Here is a 14541-nt window from a genome sequence, read left to right on the forward strand (position 1 = left end):
GCATGAGCATTTCGGTATTCGAACATCCGTTTCTGGCCGGGCTTTTCGGCGATGACGAAGAGATATTAAGTCTCTTCACGGCTGCGGCTGACATCGCCGGAATGGTCCGCTTCGAGGTGGCATTGTCGGATGCCCAGGCTTCGCTCGGCATAATCCCGGTCGAAACCGCCAATGCGATCAGGCTGGCGGCTGAGACTTTCGAACCGGACCTGTCCGTTCTTGAAAGCGGGACGGCACGGGATGGCGTGATCATTCCGGCACTCGTGAAGGAACTGCGCAAGGCGACAGGCCTGGAATTCGCCGCACAGCTGCATTTCGGAGCCACCAGTCAGGATGTCATCGACACAAGCCTGATGCTGCGGCTGCAGGCGGTGAATGGTATTCTGCGCGGTCGGCTGCATCAGCTTTCCGACCGCTTCAACTGGCTTGACGCGACCTTCGGCAAAAACAGCCTCACCGCCTATACCCGGATGCAGGCCGCCATTCCCGTCACGGTTTCCGACCGGATTGCGAGCTGGCAGACGCCGCTCGGCGGTTACGACCAGAAGCTCAGCACCCTCGCCTTTCCGCTGCAATTTGGCGGCGCGGCGGGAACGCTTGAAAAAGTTCGGCGAGAGCGGCCCAGCCCTGCGCGCGCTTCTGGCAGAGAAACTTGGTCTGCACGACCGCCCGCAATGGCAAAGCCAGCGCGCTTTCATCGCAGAATTCGGCAGCCTCCTGTCGCTGATCACGGGAACGCTCGGCAAATTCGGGCAGGACATTGCGCTGATGGCCGAACTTGGCGCAGAGCTTTCGCTTTCGGGCGGCGGCGGATCATCGGCCATGCCGCACAAGCAAAATCCGGTCGGTGCGGAAGTGCTGGTCAGCCTTGCCCGTTTCAACGCGGTGCAAGTTTCCGGCCTGCATCAATCCATGGTGCATGAGCAGGAACGTTCGGGCGCGGCATGGATGCTGGAATGGATGATCCTGCCCCAGATCGTGGCTGCTACCGGCAGCGCGCTCCATCTGGCGTCCGCTCTGGTCGACAAGATCGTGCGCATCGGCACGGAATAGATTCACAATCCTCCGGTCAAAATTGTGGGCCAATCATCGCCTGGAAACGGAACCAATTGTGTTTTCAGGCGTTTAGTTGCGTCATTCCATACGGAGGGTTGCATATGAAAATTCTGAAAAAGGCGTGCGCGGGGACCTTGGCGCTGGTCTTTGGATTTACATCCATCGTACCAACCATGGCTGCGCCGATGAACCTTGAGCGTCCTGCTCTCAATCAGAACGTCGAACAGGTTCGCGATGATCGCCGTCCACCGCGCGGTCATGCCCAGCGCCACAAACGTCCGCCGAGCAACGCCCACAGGCCGGGCCGCCCTCCAAGCAATGCCCATCGCCCCGGTCGCCCGCCCCATAGCAGCCACCGTCCGTCGAACCGTCCCGGTTACTGGCATGGCCATCACGGCTCGCGCTACTACCGCAACGGCTATCGCCGCCACAGTGATGGCTGGTGGTATCCGCTGGCAGCCTTCACGGCAGGCGCAATCGTCGGCGGCGCGCTGAACCAGCCCCGCGTTGTTCACAGCAACAACCACGTTCGTTGGTGTCAGAGCCGTTATCGCACCTATCGCGTATCGGATAACACCTTCCAGCCGAACAGCGGCCCGCGCAGACAATGTGTCTCGCCCTATCGGTAACGCGCCATAGATCGACAATCGGAAAGCGCCCTGCGGGGCGCTTTTTTGTTCTCGCCGTCCTCCTGAAAGCGTTGTGGCAGCAACGGCTGCAAAGCAGTCATGCCCGCATTCTTTCTTCTGGACGCTGTCATCAAACAGGAATAAGCATCTCGGCGTCTGCATGCCAACAGTCAAGAATTTCTATAATTCGACTGCTTTGCGACATGACAGACGGTTTCAGAACATGTGTTGCAGAACAAATATGCTGAATTCGCTCTGCAACGCCGGTTTCGCCCGAGTTTGACCCGAGTTTGATAATGTCGCAGACGACCGCTCCAGAAAGCCCCGTAACGGGCCCGTCCCCTTCAAGCGCCCAGACCTTTGGCCAGCGTTGGGCCATGCCCATTCTGGTGGCCGGTGGCTTTGCCATTGCGAGTTCGCCGATCTTTGTCCGCCTGTCGGAAGTCGGCCCCCCTTGCCACCGGCTTCTGGCGCGTGGCGTTGGCGGTCATCCCGCTCATGCTGATGAGCGGACGCGAACGCAGCGACATAAAAGACAACAAGCGCCTCACCCTCACGGATTGCCTGCTGCTGGCCGTGCCCGGCCTGTTCATCGCCGCCGATCTCGGCGCGTGGCATTTGTCGCTGCATTATACGTCGGTCGCCAATGCGACGCTTCTGGCCAATATGGCGCCGATCTTCGTCACGCTCGCCGCATGGCTGCTCTACAAGGCGCGTGTCAGCCAGTCCTTCATCATCGGGTTGGTTGTGGCCATTCTGGGTGTGGTCGTGCTGAAAGGCGGGCCGGGCGAACTCCTGCATTCGCAATCATCGGGCGATGCGCTCGCACTGCTGGCTGCCGTGTTCTATGCCGGTTACATTCTGGCGGTCGGACGCCTGCGCAACCGGTTTTCGACCATGCGCATCATGCTCTGGAGCAGCGCCATTGCGGCGATCGTTTCGCTGCCAGTCGCCTATTTTGCCGAAGGGCAGATCGTGCCCACCACGCTCTACGGCTGGCTGATACTGGCGGGCCTTGCATGGCTCACCCATGCCGCCGGGCAAAGCATGATCGCCTATGCGCTTGCATTTCTGCCGGCTTCCTTCTCGTCGCTCACCTTGCTGCTTCAGCCGGTGGTGGCGGCGTTTCTCGCCTGGACCATTTTGTCCGAACCACTCGGCATGATGCAGGGGCTGGGCGGCGCAATCGTCATTGCCGGTATTCTGATCGCCCGCAGGGGCTAGAAAAGCCCCGCGTGAGCGGGGCTTTTTCATGTCAGAGCTACCTAATTATTCGGCAAGCCATTCCTTGATGCGGTCCGGATGGTCGGCGATATATTTATCGACAGCCTTCTCGTAGGAGGTTTCCTGCGCATCGAACATCGCCGCTTCGAGTTCGCTGATCGGAATGCTGAACTTGGTCAGCAGCGAAGCAACTTTCGGGTTGTCTTCCTTGAAGCCCTTGCGTGCAATGGCGTTGATATGTTCAGCGCCACCCAGCGCGCCTTCCGGATCGGCAATGTAGCGCAGCTTATACTTGCCGAACATCCAGTGCGGGCTCCACGAGGTTGCCACGAACCAGCCATCCGAGCGCGTCGCGCGGTCAACCGTCGTGAGCATTGCCGCTTCACTCGAAATATTGAGCTTGTAATCAAGCCCGTATTTCTTGATTGCTTCCTGCGAAAGACGCGTCAGACCAGCACCCGGATCGATGCCCTGGATTTCGCCTTTCAGCTTTTCTTTCACTTCCGGCTTCTTCAGATCGGCGATGGAGCTGATTTCGCTTTCCGGAATATAATCCGGCACGATCCAGCCAAGCTTTGCGCCTTCATAAAGCGGTCCGAGATCTTCAACCTTGCCCTCGACGCGCTTGTAATAATCGGCGTGGGTTTCCGGCAACCAGGCCATCATCATGGCGTCGATATCGCCACGGCTGACGCCCTGATAAAGCGGTGCAACATCAGTCTGCACCAGTTCGACCTTCTGGCCGAGATTGTCTTCGATCAGCTTCTTCGCCAGCTTGGTGACGAATTCGGCGTCGGACCACGGGGCCCAGCCGATCTTCACCGTCTTGCTATCTTGCGCAAAGGCCGCGCCCATTGTCATGGTACCCGCCACCACTGCAGCCAGACCGAAACCTGCAAGTTTCTTCAACATGCCTACTCCTTTTCGATTGGATTCAGTTCCCGTTATTGTTTCTGGTTGTCTCATGCTTCCTGCTTGCGAAAGGATGAGGCGGATTGTGTGCCCGCCGCCTTTCTCAACGATGCCAGTCTCTTGAAGAAACCGGTGCCATTTCCCTTGCCGAAGCTCTGGGTAATCCGGTCGAGAATGACCGCCAGAATGACCACGGCCAGTCCGCCTTCGAAGCCAAGCCCCACATTGAGGCGCTGAATGCCGGTCAGGACCGTATTTCCAAGGCCGCCCGCGCCAATCATCGATGCGATGACCACCATCGACAGCGACAGCATGATCGTCTGGTTTACACCGGCCATGATCGACGGCATGGCGTTTGGCAGTTGCACCTTGAACAGAAGCTGGCGCGATGTGCAGCCGAAGGCCAGACCCGCTTCGACGAATTCTGCATGAACCTGCCGAATGCCGAGATTGGTCAGGCGCACCACCGGCGGCATGGCGAAAATTACCGTCGCAATCGTGCCGGGCACGGCGCCAAGGCCGAAGAACATCGCCGCCGGAATAAGATAGACGAAGGCTGGCATCGTCTGCATCAGGTCGAGCACCGGGCGCACGACTGACGCCACCGTGTCGCTGCGCGCCATGGCGATGCCAAGCGGGATGCCAATCACCACCGCGATAACGGTCGATGCCAGCACCAGCGACAGGCTTTCCATTGTGCCGCTCCACAATTCCATGTGGATGATGAGCGCCAATGCGAGAAGGGTGAAGATCGCAAACTTCCAGCCCACGCGCCACAGCGCGAGCAAGGTGAGGATGGCCACACCAGCAACGGGTGGAATAGCGATGAGAGCGTTTTGAATACCATCGGTCACAAAACCGATGGTCGCTGCGATTATGTCGAGTGCAGGCGTGAAGTGGTCGAGAATGTAATTGACCACAACATCAGCCGCACCACCAACACTGAAATTCAAATCCATGTTTTACCGTCCATTTCCGTATTTCTGGACTGGGTGGGAAACATTTCCAGCAAAAGTGGTAACCGGTTTTGCTGGAAATGCGTCACACAAAGCGTGCGAGAGCGAATTGGCGACGGGCAATCAGCCCGCCCGGCCCAAGGTTTCAAGCAATGCCGACTTGCTGATCGCGCCCACGTAGCGGTTATGCTGGTCGGTGACGGGCATCGGCCACGGGCTGGCGGCAACCTGCGTCAGGAGACCCGACAGTGGCGCTTGCGCCTCGATGGCGGCCACATCGTCAAGTCGCGTTCCTGCCTCGGCGGGGACACCTTTGGCCAACGCATCCCGGCTGACAAGACCACGATAGGTGCGGTCTGCATCGACCAGCACGCCAAAGGTCTTGCCGCTGGCGTCAAAGCGCTCAAGAGCGGTGGCAAGCTGTTCGGGTTCAAACACGATCAGCTCATCCTCGCGGGCGACGTCGGCGGCCTTGAAGACACGCGACACATCCACATTGCGGAAGAAGGACCGGACATAATCATTGGCAGGCTCCGAGACGATCTCGTTCGGCGTGCCCACCTGCACGACCTTGCCGTGCTGCATGATGCAGATACGGTCGCCGATGCGCATCGCTTCATCAAGGTCATGGCTGACGAAGATGATGGTGCGGCTATGCTCGGCCTGAAGGCGCTTCAACTCATCCTGCATTTCGGTGCGGATCAGCGGATCGAGCGCAGAAAACGCTTCATCCATCAAAAGGATCGTCGGCTCGCTGGCCAGAGCCCGCGCCAGGCCGACGCGCTGCTTCATACCACCGGAAAGCTGGTCCGGCATGCTGTTGGCATAGGGTTCGAGACCGACGGCTGCGAGCGCGGTCAGCGCCTTGGCGTGGCGCTCGGCTTCGCCCATCCCGGCCACTTCAAGGCCAAAGGCGGCGTTGTTCAGCACCGAACGATTGGGCAACAGCGCGAATGACTGGAAAACCATGCTCATGTCGCGGCGGCGAAGATCGATCAGCTCGCGCTTCGTCATTTTGACGATATCGCGGCCTTCCACTTCGATGGAACCGGCGGTCGGTTCGATAAGCCGGTTGAGCAGGCGCAGGAGGGTCGATTTGCCCGAGCCGGACAGACCCATGATGACGAATACTTCGCCTTCATAAATATCGAAACTTGCATCATCGACGCCGATTGTAGCCCCGAGATCGCTGTAAATCTGCGCTTTTGACTTGCCTGCGCGCAACGCTTCCATTGCACGCTTCGGGTCGTCGCCGAAGACTTTAAACACGCCATTCAAGCTTATCTTTGTCTTAGCCGGCGACTTCATACTTTCATCCTTGTATAAAATACCATGCATTAAGTTTAACCCCGCTGTGCTGGCGGACTTAATCTCCTTTTCAAGATTGATATGACTTCATTCCAGCGCGGATCGCGCACACACAATCTGCGAACCGCGAACGGTTCGCACGGAATGATTAGCGAAAGATTGCCTGATTCTATATAGGTCATTTCCCGACATGTCCACCCACAGCCGTGAATTCATCCAAGCGCACCCATCCCCTTTAATGCTTTTTTGAAAGGTTGCGCGACGAAATATGCAGGCTGGCCAGGGCATTACTTAAGTAGGTCGAAGTCGGCCAGCATGAGGACAATAGTAGTCCTCCGCCACTCAATTGCACGAACGGCGTGCGACAAATATGCCATCAGCTGCGACATCAGACCGACGACTATAGATTGAAGACGAAATCGCTATAATTATAGAAAAACAGTATGATTATACTGTCGTCCGATATGTATTGGTCTATACATGAAAATGGGCAGAAACCTGCCCCATTTGCGCCCCAAACGGCCTGAATCCGCTATTTTTAGCGGCATCTGCTATAGCCGACGAAGCCCGTATTTTTTCGGTGCACGGCCTTGCGATGGCAAAAGGAAAGTGGCTGCCGGTTTCTCGCGGCAGCGCCCAAAAAAAAATTTTTACGCAAGGTCCGGCAAATGCGGTCTGAAAGAGAATCGGCATTGCCTAAAGCGATAAAAAAAGGGAGCCAGACCGGCTCCCCTTTATTCGATTTGCCACGGCTTACGCCCGCTCGATCACGATTTTCAGCACATTGCGATCGCCATCCCAATAGGGCAGCGCCTGTTCGGCTTCATCGAACGGGAACACCTTTGAAATCAGCTTGTCGGCATCGGCACCAAGCTTCTCCAGATGCGAAACCACTGCCTCGAAATCGGTCAGCGTCGCATTGCGCGAGCCCATGATGTCGAGTTCCTTCAGATTGAAGAACTGGGTCTGGTAGGTGACAGGTGCCTTGGAGTAGCCGACATAGACCACACGTCCCGCAAAGCCCGCAAGATCGACGGCCTGCGTGAAAGTGATGGGCAGGCCGACCGCTTCGAAAGCGACATCGACGCCGTCATCGCCGGTCAGTTCCATGACCTTTTGCACCACATCCTCGCCGCTCGCCAGAACATGCGTGGCACCGAATTGCAGCGCCAGCTCGCGCTTTTCGGCGCTCGGATCGATGGCGATGACCTTCGCGCCGCGCGCCACGGCACCGATCAGCACACCCATGCCGATCATGCCGCAGCCCAGCACCGCAACCGTATCGCCCGCCTCGACGCGGCCACGCGCCACGGCATGGAAACCGACCGAAAGTGGCTCGACCAGCGCCAAATGGCGTGGTTCCAGCGTATCGTTGAGGATCAGCTTTTCGGCTGGCAGCACGATCTGGTCGGCCAGACCGCCATTCTGCTGCACACCGAGAGTCTTGTTGTAGCGGCACGCATTGAGACGTCCCTTGCGGCAGGACGAGCATTCGCCGCAATTCGTATAGGGCAGCACGATGACGCGCTTGCCTGCGGCATAGGCCGCACTGACGCCCGCACCGGCTTCAATGATTTCTCCGCCGATTTCATGCCCCGGAATGCGCGGCAACTGCACCAGCGGATTGAGACCCTTGAAGGTGTTCAGATCGCTGCCGCACAGGCCGACATGCCGCACCTTGACGCGCACATGACCGGGGAGCAGCGGCGCTTCGTCGATTTCGGCGAAGCGGGTAACGTTTTCGCTCTCTATACGCAGAGCTTTGACCATCGGATATTCCTGTCGGTTACAGATTGAAAGATGCGGATCAGGTAACGGCGCCGACCTGCCATGGCACGAATTCATTGTCGCCATAGTCGTAGATTTCGCTCAGCGTCTTTTCGCCGGAGGCGGCCGCGATGATATATTCGAAGATGCGCGTGCCGGATTCCTCGATGGTCTCCTCGCCGGTGACGATGCCGCCGCAATTGATGTCCATGTCTTCCTTCATGTGCTCGTACATTTCGGAATTCGTGGCGATCTTGATGCAGGGCGAGGGCTTGAAGCCGGAAACCGAACCACGGCCCGTGGTGAAGCAAATGACATTGCAGCCGCCCGCCACCTGTCCGGTCACGGCAACCGGATCATAGCCCGGCGTATCCATGAAGACGAAGCCGGGCTCCGTGACGGTTTCTGCAAATTCATAGACCGCCTTGAGCGGCATCGAGCCGCCCTTAGCGACCGCGCCGAGCGACTTTTCCAGAATGGTGGTGAGACCGCCAAGCTTGTTGCCATGCGATGGATTATTGTTGAGTTCGTCGCCATTGCGCGCCGTGTAATCGCGCCACCAGTCGATGCGCTGCAACAGCTTTTCCGCCACCGCAGGCGTCACGGCGCGGCGCGTCAAAAGATGTTCTGCACCATAGATTTCCGGCGTTTCAGCCAGAACGGTCGTGCCGCCATTACGCACGATCAGGTCAGAGGCATAGCCCAACGCCGGATTGGCCGAAATGCCGGAATAACCATCCGAGCCGCCGCATTCCAGAGCCACTTTAAGCTTCGACAACGGCTGCTTGGTGCGCACCGCCGAATTGACCAGCGGCAGCATTTCCTTGATCTCGGCAATCGCATGATCAATGGTCTTGCGTGTGCCGCCGTGCTGCTGGATCGTCATGGTGCGCAGGCGCGAGCCTTCTTCCATGCGGTAATGTTCGAGGATCGGCGCGATCTGGTTCGTTTCGCAGCCAAGGCCAATCAGCAGGATACCGCCGAAATTCGGGTGCTTGGCATAACCCTGAATGGTGCGGGTCAAAAGGCGATAGCCTTCAGACTTGGTGTTGAGCGCGCAACCGCTGCCATGGGTCAGCGCCACAACGCCATCCACATTGTCGAATCCGTCGAGACCGCCCATGCGGTTGAAATAGTCAGCGATATAGCGCGACACGGTGGCCGAACAGTTCACCGAGGAAATGACGCCGATATAGTTGCGCGTGCCCACGCCACCAGCGCCGCGATCATAGCCCATGAAATGGCGGCGTTCGGCTTCCGGCAACATGCCGCGTTCTTCGATATCGATGGAGAACTGGTGTTCATGTTCGGAAGGCAGCATGGCGAGGTTTTGCAGATGCACATGCTCTCCGGGCGCAATGTCCTTGGTGGCAACGCCGATGACCTGTCCGTATTTCAGAACTTCCTTGCCTTCTGGAATGGCGCGGATCGCCACCTTGTGGCCGCGTCCGATCAGTGCGCGTGCATTGATGCCTTCCAGACCGATGGGGTCGCCAGCACGAACGGAAATACGCGCAACCGCGACATCGTCGGACGGATGCAAGAGAATGACCGGCGCTGCGGCAGCCGGAGAAACGGAAATATTCATGGGTCTGACCTCACTCCCAATTCATGTCGTCGCGGTCATGTCGCTATAGGCGATCTGTCGCGCGGCTCGTTATCCATCCAACGCTGCTTGGATTGCTCCAGATGCGTTCGCATGGCCGCCTGCGCCTGAAGCGGATTCCTCGCCTCCAGCGCTGCATAGACGATTTCGTGTTCTGCCAAGGCCAGAACCCACGTATCGTTATTCTCAAACCGCGTTCTGATCTGCGACGTCAGCGGGCTGTGCCGCTCATCGAAGAGATCGCGGATAATTCGTACCACCACCGAATTGCCTGCCTGTTCGGCCAACAACAGGTGAAACTGCCGGTCAAGCTCCATCGCCCGGCGGTCGACATGCACCTGGGCGCGCATTTCGTCGAGCGTGGCGCGCAAGGCAGCCAAGGTCTCCGGCGTCATGCGCGCACAGGCCATCACCACCAAACTGCCTTCGATCAACTCGCGCGCCTGCATGATTTCAAGCGGGCTTTCGCCGATCGAAACGCCTTGCGTCACAACGCGCTTTTCCGGCTCGGCGCTGACATAAATGCCGGAACCCATACGGATTTCGACATTGCCGGCAATTTCGAGAGCGATCAGCGCCTCGCGCAGCGACGGGCGCGACACGCCCAATTGCTGGGCAAGCTCGCGCTCAGCCGGAAGCCTGCTTCCCGCCGGAAACTGCCCGGCCTGAATGAGACCTCTCAACCGGTCGGCAATCTGCTGGTAAAGCCTGCGGGGTTCCGCTGTGGCCGCAAAGTCGCTCATCGTCGCTCCCAAATTGGCCTTACCATAATTCCGGTCAGCCAGAAGCGCAATATGCCTGAATCGGTGCGAAAATGCGGCAAATCGCGCAGTACCACCGAAAAGTTCAACGCTATTTTTGGGCTATAAAGCCTATTGGCTTGACCAATTTAGTGCGGATTGCTTAGTTGTGACCTGCAAATTCGGGAGCATTCCATGCAAGACAAGCCAGCGATTCTTCAGTTCGGCACCAGCCGTTTTCTGCTCGCCCATGCCGATTTCTTCGTCGCCGAAGCGCTGGCAACGGGCGATGCAATCGGCACGATTGCCGTGGTGCAGACCACCTCCAATCCGCAAAGCGCGCAACGCATCGCCGCACTGAACGAGGGCAAGGGTTATCCGGTCGTGATCCGTGGTCTGGTCGATGGCAAGCCGTCGGAAACAGAGCACAACGCCAGGGGCGTGACCGCTGCCTATTCCGCGCATACCGACTGGGCCGCGATTCTCGATCTCGGCGCGACGGTCCAGGTGATTCTCTCGAACACCGGCGACAAAGGTTATGAGCTGGATGCAAGCGACGACGCATCGCTCATCGCCAATCCGCAGACCCTGCCGAAAAGCTTTCCGGCCAAGCTGCTCGTGCTGCTGCACAATCGCTGGCAGAACAACCCGGATGCACCGCTCTCGATTTTTCCGTGCGAGCTGATCTCCCGCAATGGCGACAAGCTGCGCGCAATTCTGATCAGGCTGACGCAGGACTGGAAACTGCCGGACAGCTTTGCCCACTGGCTGGAAACGCGATGCATCTTTGCCAATAGTCTGGTGGACCGCATCGTCTCCGAGGCCATCGAACCGGTCGGTGCTATTGCCGAACCCTATGCGATCTGGGCCATCGAGCAGGCCGACGGACTGACATTGCCGTGCCGTCACAAGGATATCGTCGTCACCGACGATCTGGCGCGCTATGAGCTGTTGAAGCTTTATCTGCTCAATCTCGGCCATAGTTTCATTGCCGAACGCTGGCTGAAGGGCAATCGCCCGAAAGACGAAATCGTGCTGGAAGCCATGCAGGATGAAACCATCCGCAGCGAGTTGGAAGCCCTGTGGCGTGAGGAAGTGCTGCCGGTTTTCGCAGCAGACGGGCTTGGCGCGGAAGCGGAAGCCTATGTGGTTTCCGTGCGCAATCGTTTTCTCAACCCGTTCCTGAAGCACCGCATCGCCGATATTGCTTCCAATCACGCGGAAAAGAAGCAGCGCCGCTTTGCGCCCATCATCGCGCGGGCGGAAGAGCTGGGGCTCGGTCTGGAACAGCGCCGGTTGAAAGCGGCGCTGTAAGCCGTCAAGCGGCGCAGGCGCAGTAACGGATATGACAGCCGCGCTCGCCGCTATGCTCGACCTCCACATCGACACCGAACACGGAGCGAATGCGTTCCACGGTTAAAACCTCTCGCGGCGCGCCCAGCGCCGCCAGACGCCCCCGGTCCATCACCGCAATGCGGTCGCAGAACATGGCTGCATGATTAAGATCATGCAGCGCTGCCACTACCGTCAGGCCCATCGTTCGACTTTGACGCCGGACGAGATCGAGAAGGCCGATCTGGTGGCCGATATCGAGATGATTGGTCGGCTCGTCCAGCAACAGGATGCGCGGCTGCTGCGCCAGAGCGCGGGCAATATGCAGGCGCTGGCGTTCACCGCCCGACAATGTGTGCCAGTTGCGTTTGGCCAGATGCGACATGTCCACATGCGCAAGCGCCTGATCGACGATGGCGTCATCCTCCGCAGACCATGGTGAAAGCGCACCGAGATAAGGCGTGCGCCCAAGCTCCACTGCCTGCCGGGCGGTGATGCGCTCGGTCGTTTCCGCCTGCTGTTCGACCAGCGCCAGCAAGCGCGCAATCTCGCGGCGGTTGAAGCGTTCAATCGGCGCCTCGCCGAGATAAACCGTACCGCTGCGCGGGCGCTTCAGAACCTGAAAGCAGCGATAGAAGCGTGGTCTTGCCGGAACCATTCGGCCCGATAATGCCAAGAAACTCGCCTTCAACGACATCGAGCGAAACCCCGCGCAGGATTTCGACGCTGCCTGCCGACCATGAAAGATTCTGTGCCGACAGCATCATGCCCGCGCCCTCCTCTGTCCAAGCAGCAGCGCAAAGGCCGGAGCGCCGACCAGCGCCGTCACCACACCGATGGGCAGCACCTGTCCCGGCACGATGATGCGCGACACGATGTCTGCTGCGATCATGAAGATCGCACCGATCAAAGCGGATGTGGGCAGCAAAACGCCATGCCGGACACCCACCACCATCCGCGCCGCATGGGGAATGACAAGGCCAATAAAGCCAATGGACCCGACAATGGAGACCATAACCGCCGTCATCATGGCGCTTGCGCCAATCAGCACGGCATAAACACGCCGCACTGGAATGCCCAGCGAAGCAGCCGATTCCGCGCCGAAGGTGAAGGCGTCGAGCGCACGCGCATGCCACAGGCAGACCACCAGCCCGATCAGGCAAGCAGGCAGCGCCAGCGTCACATCCGGCCAACGCACGCCGGACAGATTGCCAAGCAGCCAGAACATAATGCCCCGCGCCTGCTCGGCATTGGCCGCCTTGGTCACGATGAACGAGGTCAGCGCGTTGAAAAGCTGCGATCCGGCAATACCGGCCAGAATGATCGCGCTGTTGCCCCGCCCCGCCTTCAACGCCAGCAGCGACACCAGCACAAAGGCAAAAATCGCCCCGATGAATGCGCCAAGCGACAAAGTGAGAACGCCAGCGCCGATGCCAAGAATGGCGACGCTGACAGCCCCGGTCGAGGCCCCGGCGGAAATGCCAAGAATATAAGGGTCAGCGAGAGAATTGCGCAGCAACGATTGCAGCACAACGCCGGAAAGCGCCAGCGCCGCCCCGCAGCACGCCGCCACCACGGCACGGCTGAGACGATAGCTCCACACAATCCCTTCATCGATGGGATCGAGCACATAGCCTGCATGCCACAGCCGGTTGGCGACGGTCTTTGCCACCACATCGAGCGGTATGGCGGTTTCGCCAATCGCTGCGCCCAGCCACAAGGCGGCAAGCAGCAGGATGAGCGCCAGAACCCCGGCGCTCACCTTGTTGCTGAACGGAAGCCTTCCTATGGCTACCAATGCCGTCATTTGTTGAGGTCCGAGGCAGCGATGGCCGCCGCCAGCGTTTCGATGCCCTCAATCACCCGCAGCGAGGTGCTCATCGACTGCGCATCCATGTCAAAGACGTGGCCGTCCTTGACGGCAGGCATCAGGCTTGTCACCGGATCGCTTTCGAGGAATTTGCGCTTCACGGCAATATCGTCCGCCGGATAGCGGCGACGATCAAGTTTTGCTGCCACGATCATCGACGGGCCAGATTTGGCGATGGTTTCCCAGCCGATGGTCGGCCATTCTTCCTGGCTGTCGACCACATTCCTGATGCCGAGCGCCGACAGGATATAGGCCGGAGCGCCGAATTTTCCGGCGATATAGGGATCGGCGTCAATCTGCGTGCTGGAAAACCACACCGCAGCGGAAAGCTTGGCCCCGCTGGCGCCAATCTTGCGGCGCGCCGCATCTTCGCGCCCTTTCAGCTCGGCAATGAGCTTTTCACCGCGATCCTGCACGTTGAAGATTGCGGCCAGCTCGCCGATTTCCTGATAGACGATATCCATCGTGAAGGCTGCCGTGCGCACGCCGTCGCCACCGCCGGAATTATCCTTGCCGACACAATCCGAAGGCGAGGTATAGGCCGGGATGCCCAGTTCCTCGAACTGCTCCGGCTTGGCGACAATGCCATTCGGCCCGACATGCCATTGGAAATCCGCCGTCACAATATCGGGCTTCTGCGCCAGCACGCTTTCGAAGCTCGGGTCGTTATCGGCCAGTCGCTTGACCTTGGCGTTGACCTCTTCAAAGCCTTTCAGTACCGGGCCGAACCACACCGCCGTACCGACCACCTTGTCACCCAGACCAAGGCTGTACAAAATCTCCGTGCTGCTTTGACCGACAGCCACTGCGCGCGTCGGGGCCTGTTTGAAAGTAACGTCGCGTCCGCAGTTCTTCAGCGTCAGCGGATATTGCGTTTCCGCCGCCTGCAGTGCTGGCGCGCCTGCAAACAGAAAAAGAGCGCATAAAGCGATGCGAAACGACGTCTTGCCGTGCAATGTCATGGGAAACCCCGAAATGGTGAGAGAAATGGCCACGTCAGCAAGCGACGGCGATAAGACGCCGTGAGCAAACGGAGATATCCGGGGATATGGATGACGATGAAAGAAAGCGCCTTGCGGCGCGATGTGCTGTCATAACCTGCTCCTGCTCCGGGCATCCCCGCCCGTGACAATGGATAATG

At 58.9% G+C, this 14541-nt stretch carries 11 protein-coding genes and 3 pseudogenes; 4 read left to right on the forward strand and 10 right to left on the reverse strand.

Going from position 1 to position 14541, the window contains the following annotated elements:
- Positions 1-2 precede the first annotated feature (2 nt).
- Positions 3-1053 (forward strand): annotated as a pseudogene (locus tag QLQ11_RS15325) (3-carboxy-cis,cis-muconate cycloisomerase).
- Between the two features lie 104 nt (positions 1054-1157).
- Positions 1158-1685: a BA14K family protein gene (locus QLQ11_RS15330; protein WP_109367132.1), complete on the forward strand. Its 528-nt coding sequence runs from the start codon at positions 1158-1160 to the stop codon at positions 1683-1685.
- Between the two features lie 130 nt (positions 1686-1815).
- Here QLQ11_RS15330 and QLQ11_RS15335 read toward each other — a convergent pair whose 3' ends face one another.
- Entirely contained in the window at positions 1816-2094 is a 279-nt protein-coding gene (locus QLQ11_RS15335) for a hypothetical protein (protein ID WP_283736294.1), read from the reverse strand.
- Here QLQ11_RS15335 and QLQ11_RS15340 point away from each other — a divergent pair.
- Positions 1982-2909, forward strand: a pseudogene (locus QLQ11_RS15340) (DMT family transporter). The gene QLQ11_RS15335 and the pseudogene QLQ11_RS15340 overlap by 113 nt on opposite strands.
- Before the next feature lie 45 nt (positions 2910-2954).
- Here the strand turns inward: QLQ11_RS15340 and QLQ11_RS15345 are convergent.
- From QLQ11_RS15345 to QLQ11_RS15370, 6 genes are all read right to left on the reverse strand, one after another.
- Positions 2955-3821, reverse strand: a complete 867-nt coding sequence (locus QLQ11_RS15345) for a glycine betaine ABC transporter substrate-binding protein (RefSeq protein ID WP_109367130.1) — start codon at positions 3819-3821, stop codon at positions 2955-2957.
- Positions 3822-3871: 50 nt separating this feature from the next.
- The gene (locus QLQ11_RS15350; RefSeq protein WP_109367129.1) at positions 3872-4780 is read right to left on the reverse strand and encodes a proline/glycine betaine ABC transporter permease; all 909 of its coding nucleotides are present in this window, start codon (positions 4778-4780) and stop codon (positions 3872-3874) included.
- Positions 4781-4900: 120 nt separating this feature from the next.
- Complete coding sequence (gene proV / locus QLQ11_RS15355) at positions 4901-6085, reverse strand: glycine betaine/L-proline ABC transporter ATP-binding protein ProV (RefSeq protein ID WP_283736177.1); 1185 nt, start codon at positions 6083-6085, stop codon at positions 4901-4903.
- Between the two features lie 753 nt (positions 6086-6838).
- Positions 6839-7855: a zinc-binding alcohol dehydrogenase family protein gene (locus tag QLQ11_RS15360; RefSeq protein WP_109367128.1), complete on the reverse strand. Its 1017-nt coding sequence runs from the start codon at positions 7853-7855 to the stop codon at positions 6839-6841.
- 37 nt (positions 7856-7892) lie between these two features.
- Positions 7893-9440, reverse strand: coding sequence for a UxaA family hydrolase (locus QLQ11_RS15365; protein ID WP_109367127.1), 1548 nt, complete (start codon positions 9438-9440; stop codon positions 7893-7895).
- 35 nt (positions 9441-9475) lie between these two features.
- Positions 9476-10201: a FadR/GntR family transcriptional regulator gene (locus tag QLQ11_RS15370; RefSeq protein WP_109367126.1), complete on the reverse strand. Its 726-nt coding sequence runs from the start codon at positions 10199-10201 to the stop codon at positions 9476-9478.
- 192 nt (positions 10202-10393) lie between these two features.
- Between QLQ11_RS15370 and QLQ11_RS15375 the strand changes: the two genes are divergently transcribed.
- Complete coding sequence (locus QLQ11_RS15375; protein WP_283736178.1) at positions 10394-11512, forward strand: mannitol dehydrogenase family protein; 1119 nt, start codon at positions 10394-10396, stop codon at positions 11510-11512.
- A 4-nt stretch (positions 11513-11516) separates the two neighbouring features.
- On the opposite strand, the pseudogene QLQ11_RS15380 reads toward QLQ11_RS15375, so the two are convergent.
- The 3 genes and pseudogenes from QLQ11_RS15380 to QLQ11_RS15390 all read right to left on the reverse strand — a co-directional run bounded on the left by QLQ11_RS15380 (position 11517) and on the right by QLQ11_RS15390 (position 14362).
- Positions 11517-12297: pseudogene (locus tag QLQ11_RS15380) on the reverse strand (ABC transporter ATP-binding protein).
- Positions 12294-13337: an iron ABC transporter permease gene (locus tag QLQ11_RS15385; protein ID WP_109367123.1), complete on the reverse strand. Its 1044-nt coding sequence runs from the start codon at positions 13335-13337 to the stop codon at positions 12294-12296. Before QLQ11_RS15385 ends, QLQ11_RS15380 begins: the two are co-directional and overlap by 4 nt.
- A complete protein-coding gene (locus QLQ11_RS15390; RefSeq protein WP_109367122.1) occupies positions 13334-14362 on the reverse strand; it encodes an ABC transporter substrate-binding protein in 1029 nt (342 codons plus the stop codon). The genes QLQ11_RS15385 and QLQ11_RS15390 overlap by 4 nt, the downstream gene beginning before the upstream one ends.
- Positions 14363-14541: the final 179 nt, after the last annotated feature.

This window comes from Ochrobactrum sp. SSR, assembly GCF_030067775.1.
GTDB lineage: Bacteria > Pseudomonadota > Alphaproteobacteria > Rhizobiales > Rhizobiaceae > Brucella > Brucella teleogrylli.

What these genes read in the sequence shown, in the direction of transcription:
- QLQ11_RS15330 (WP_109367132.1), top strand. Translation starts at nt 1,158, where the DNA reads ATGAAAATTCTGAAAAAGGCGTGCGCGGGGACCTTGGCGCTGGTCTTT.
- QLQ11_RS15335 (WP_283736294.1), bottom strand. Translation starts at nt 2,094, where the DNA reads ATGGCAAAGCCACCGGCCACCAGAATGGGCATGGCCCAACGCTGGCCA.
- QLQ11_RS15345 (WP_109367130.1), bottom strand. Translation starts at nt 3,821, where the DNA reads ATGTTGAAGAAACTTGCAGGTTTCGGTCTGGCTGCAGTGGTGGCGGGT.
- QLQ11_RS15350 (WP_109367129.1), bottom strand. Translation starts at nt 4,780, where the DNA reads ATGGATTTGAATTTCAGTGTTGGTGGTGCGGCTGATGTTGTGGTCAAT.
- proV (WP_283736177.1), bottom strand. Translation starts at nt 6,085, where the DNA reads ATGAAGTCGCCGGCTAAGACAAAGATAAGCTTGAATGGCGTGTTTAAA.
- QLQ11_RS15360 (WP_109367128.1), bottom strand. Translation starts at nt 7,855, where the DNA reads ATGGTCAAAGCTCTGCGTATAGAGAGCGAAAACGTTACCCGCTTCGCC.
- QLQ11_RS15365 (WP_109367127.1), bottom strand. Translation starts at nt 9,440, where the DNA reads ATGAATATTTCCGTTTCTCCGGCTGCCGCAGCGCCGGTCATTCTCTTG.
- QLQ11_RS15370 (WP_109367126.1), bottom strand. Translation starts at nt 10,201, where the DNA reads ATGAGCGACTTTGCGGCCACAGCGGAACCCCGCAGGCTTTACCAGCAG.
- QLQ11_RS15375 (WP_283736178.1), top strand. Translation starts at nt 10,394, where the DNA reads ATGCAAGACAAGCCAGCGATTCTTCAGTTCGGCACCAGCCGTTTTCTG.
- QLQ11_RS15385 (WP_109367123.1), bottom strand. Translation starts at nt 13,337, where the DNA reads ATGACGGCATTGGTAGCCATAGGAAGGCTTCCGTTCAGCAACAAGGTG.
- QLQ11_RS15390 (WP_109367122.1), bottom strand. Translation starts at nt 14,362, where the DNA reads ATGACATTGCACGGCAAGACGTCGTTTCGCATCGCTTTATGCGCTCTT.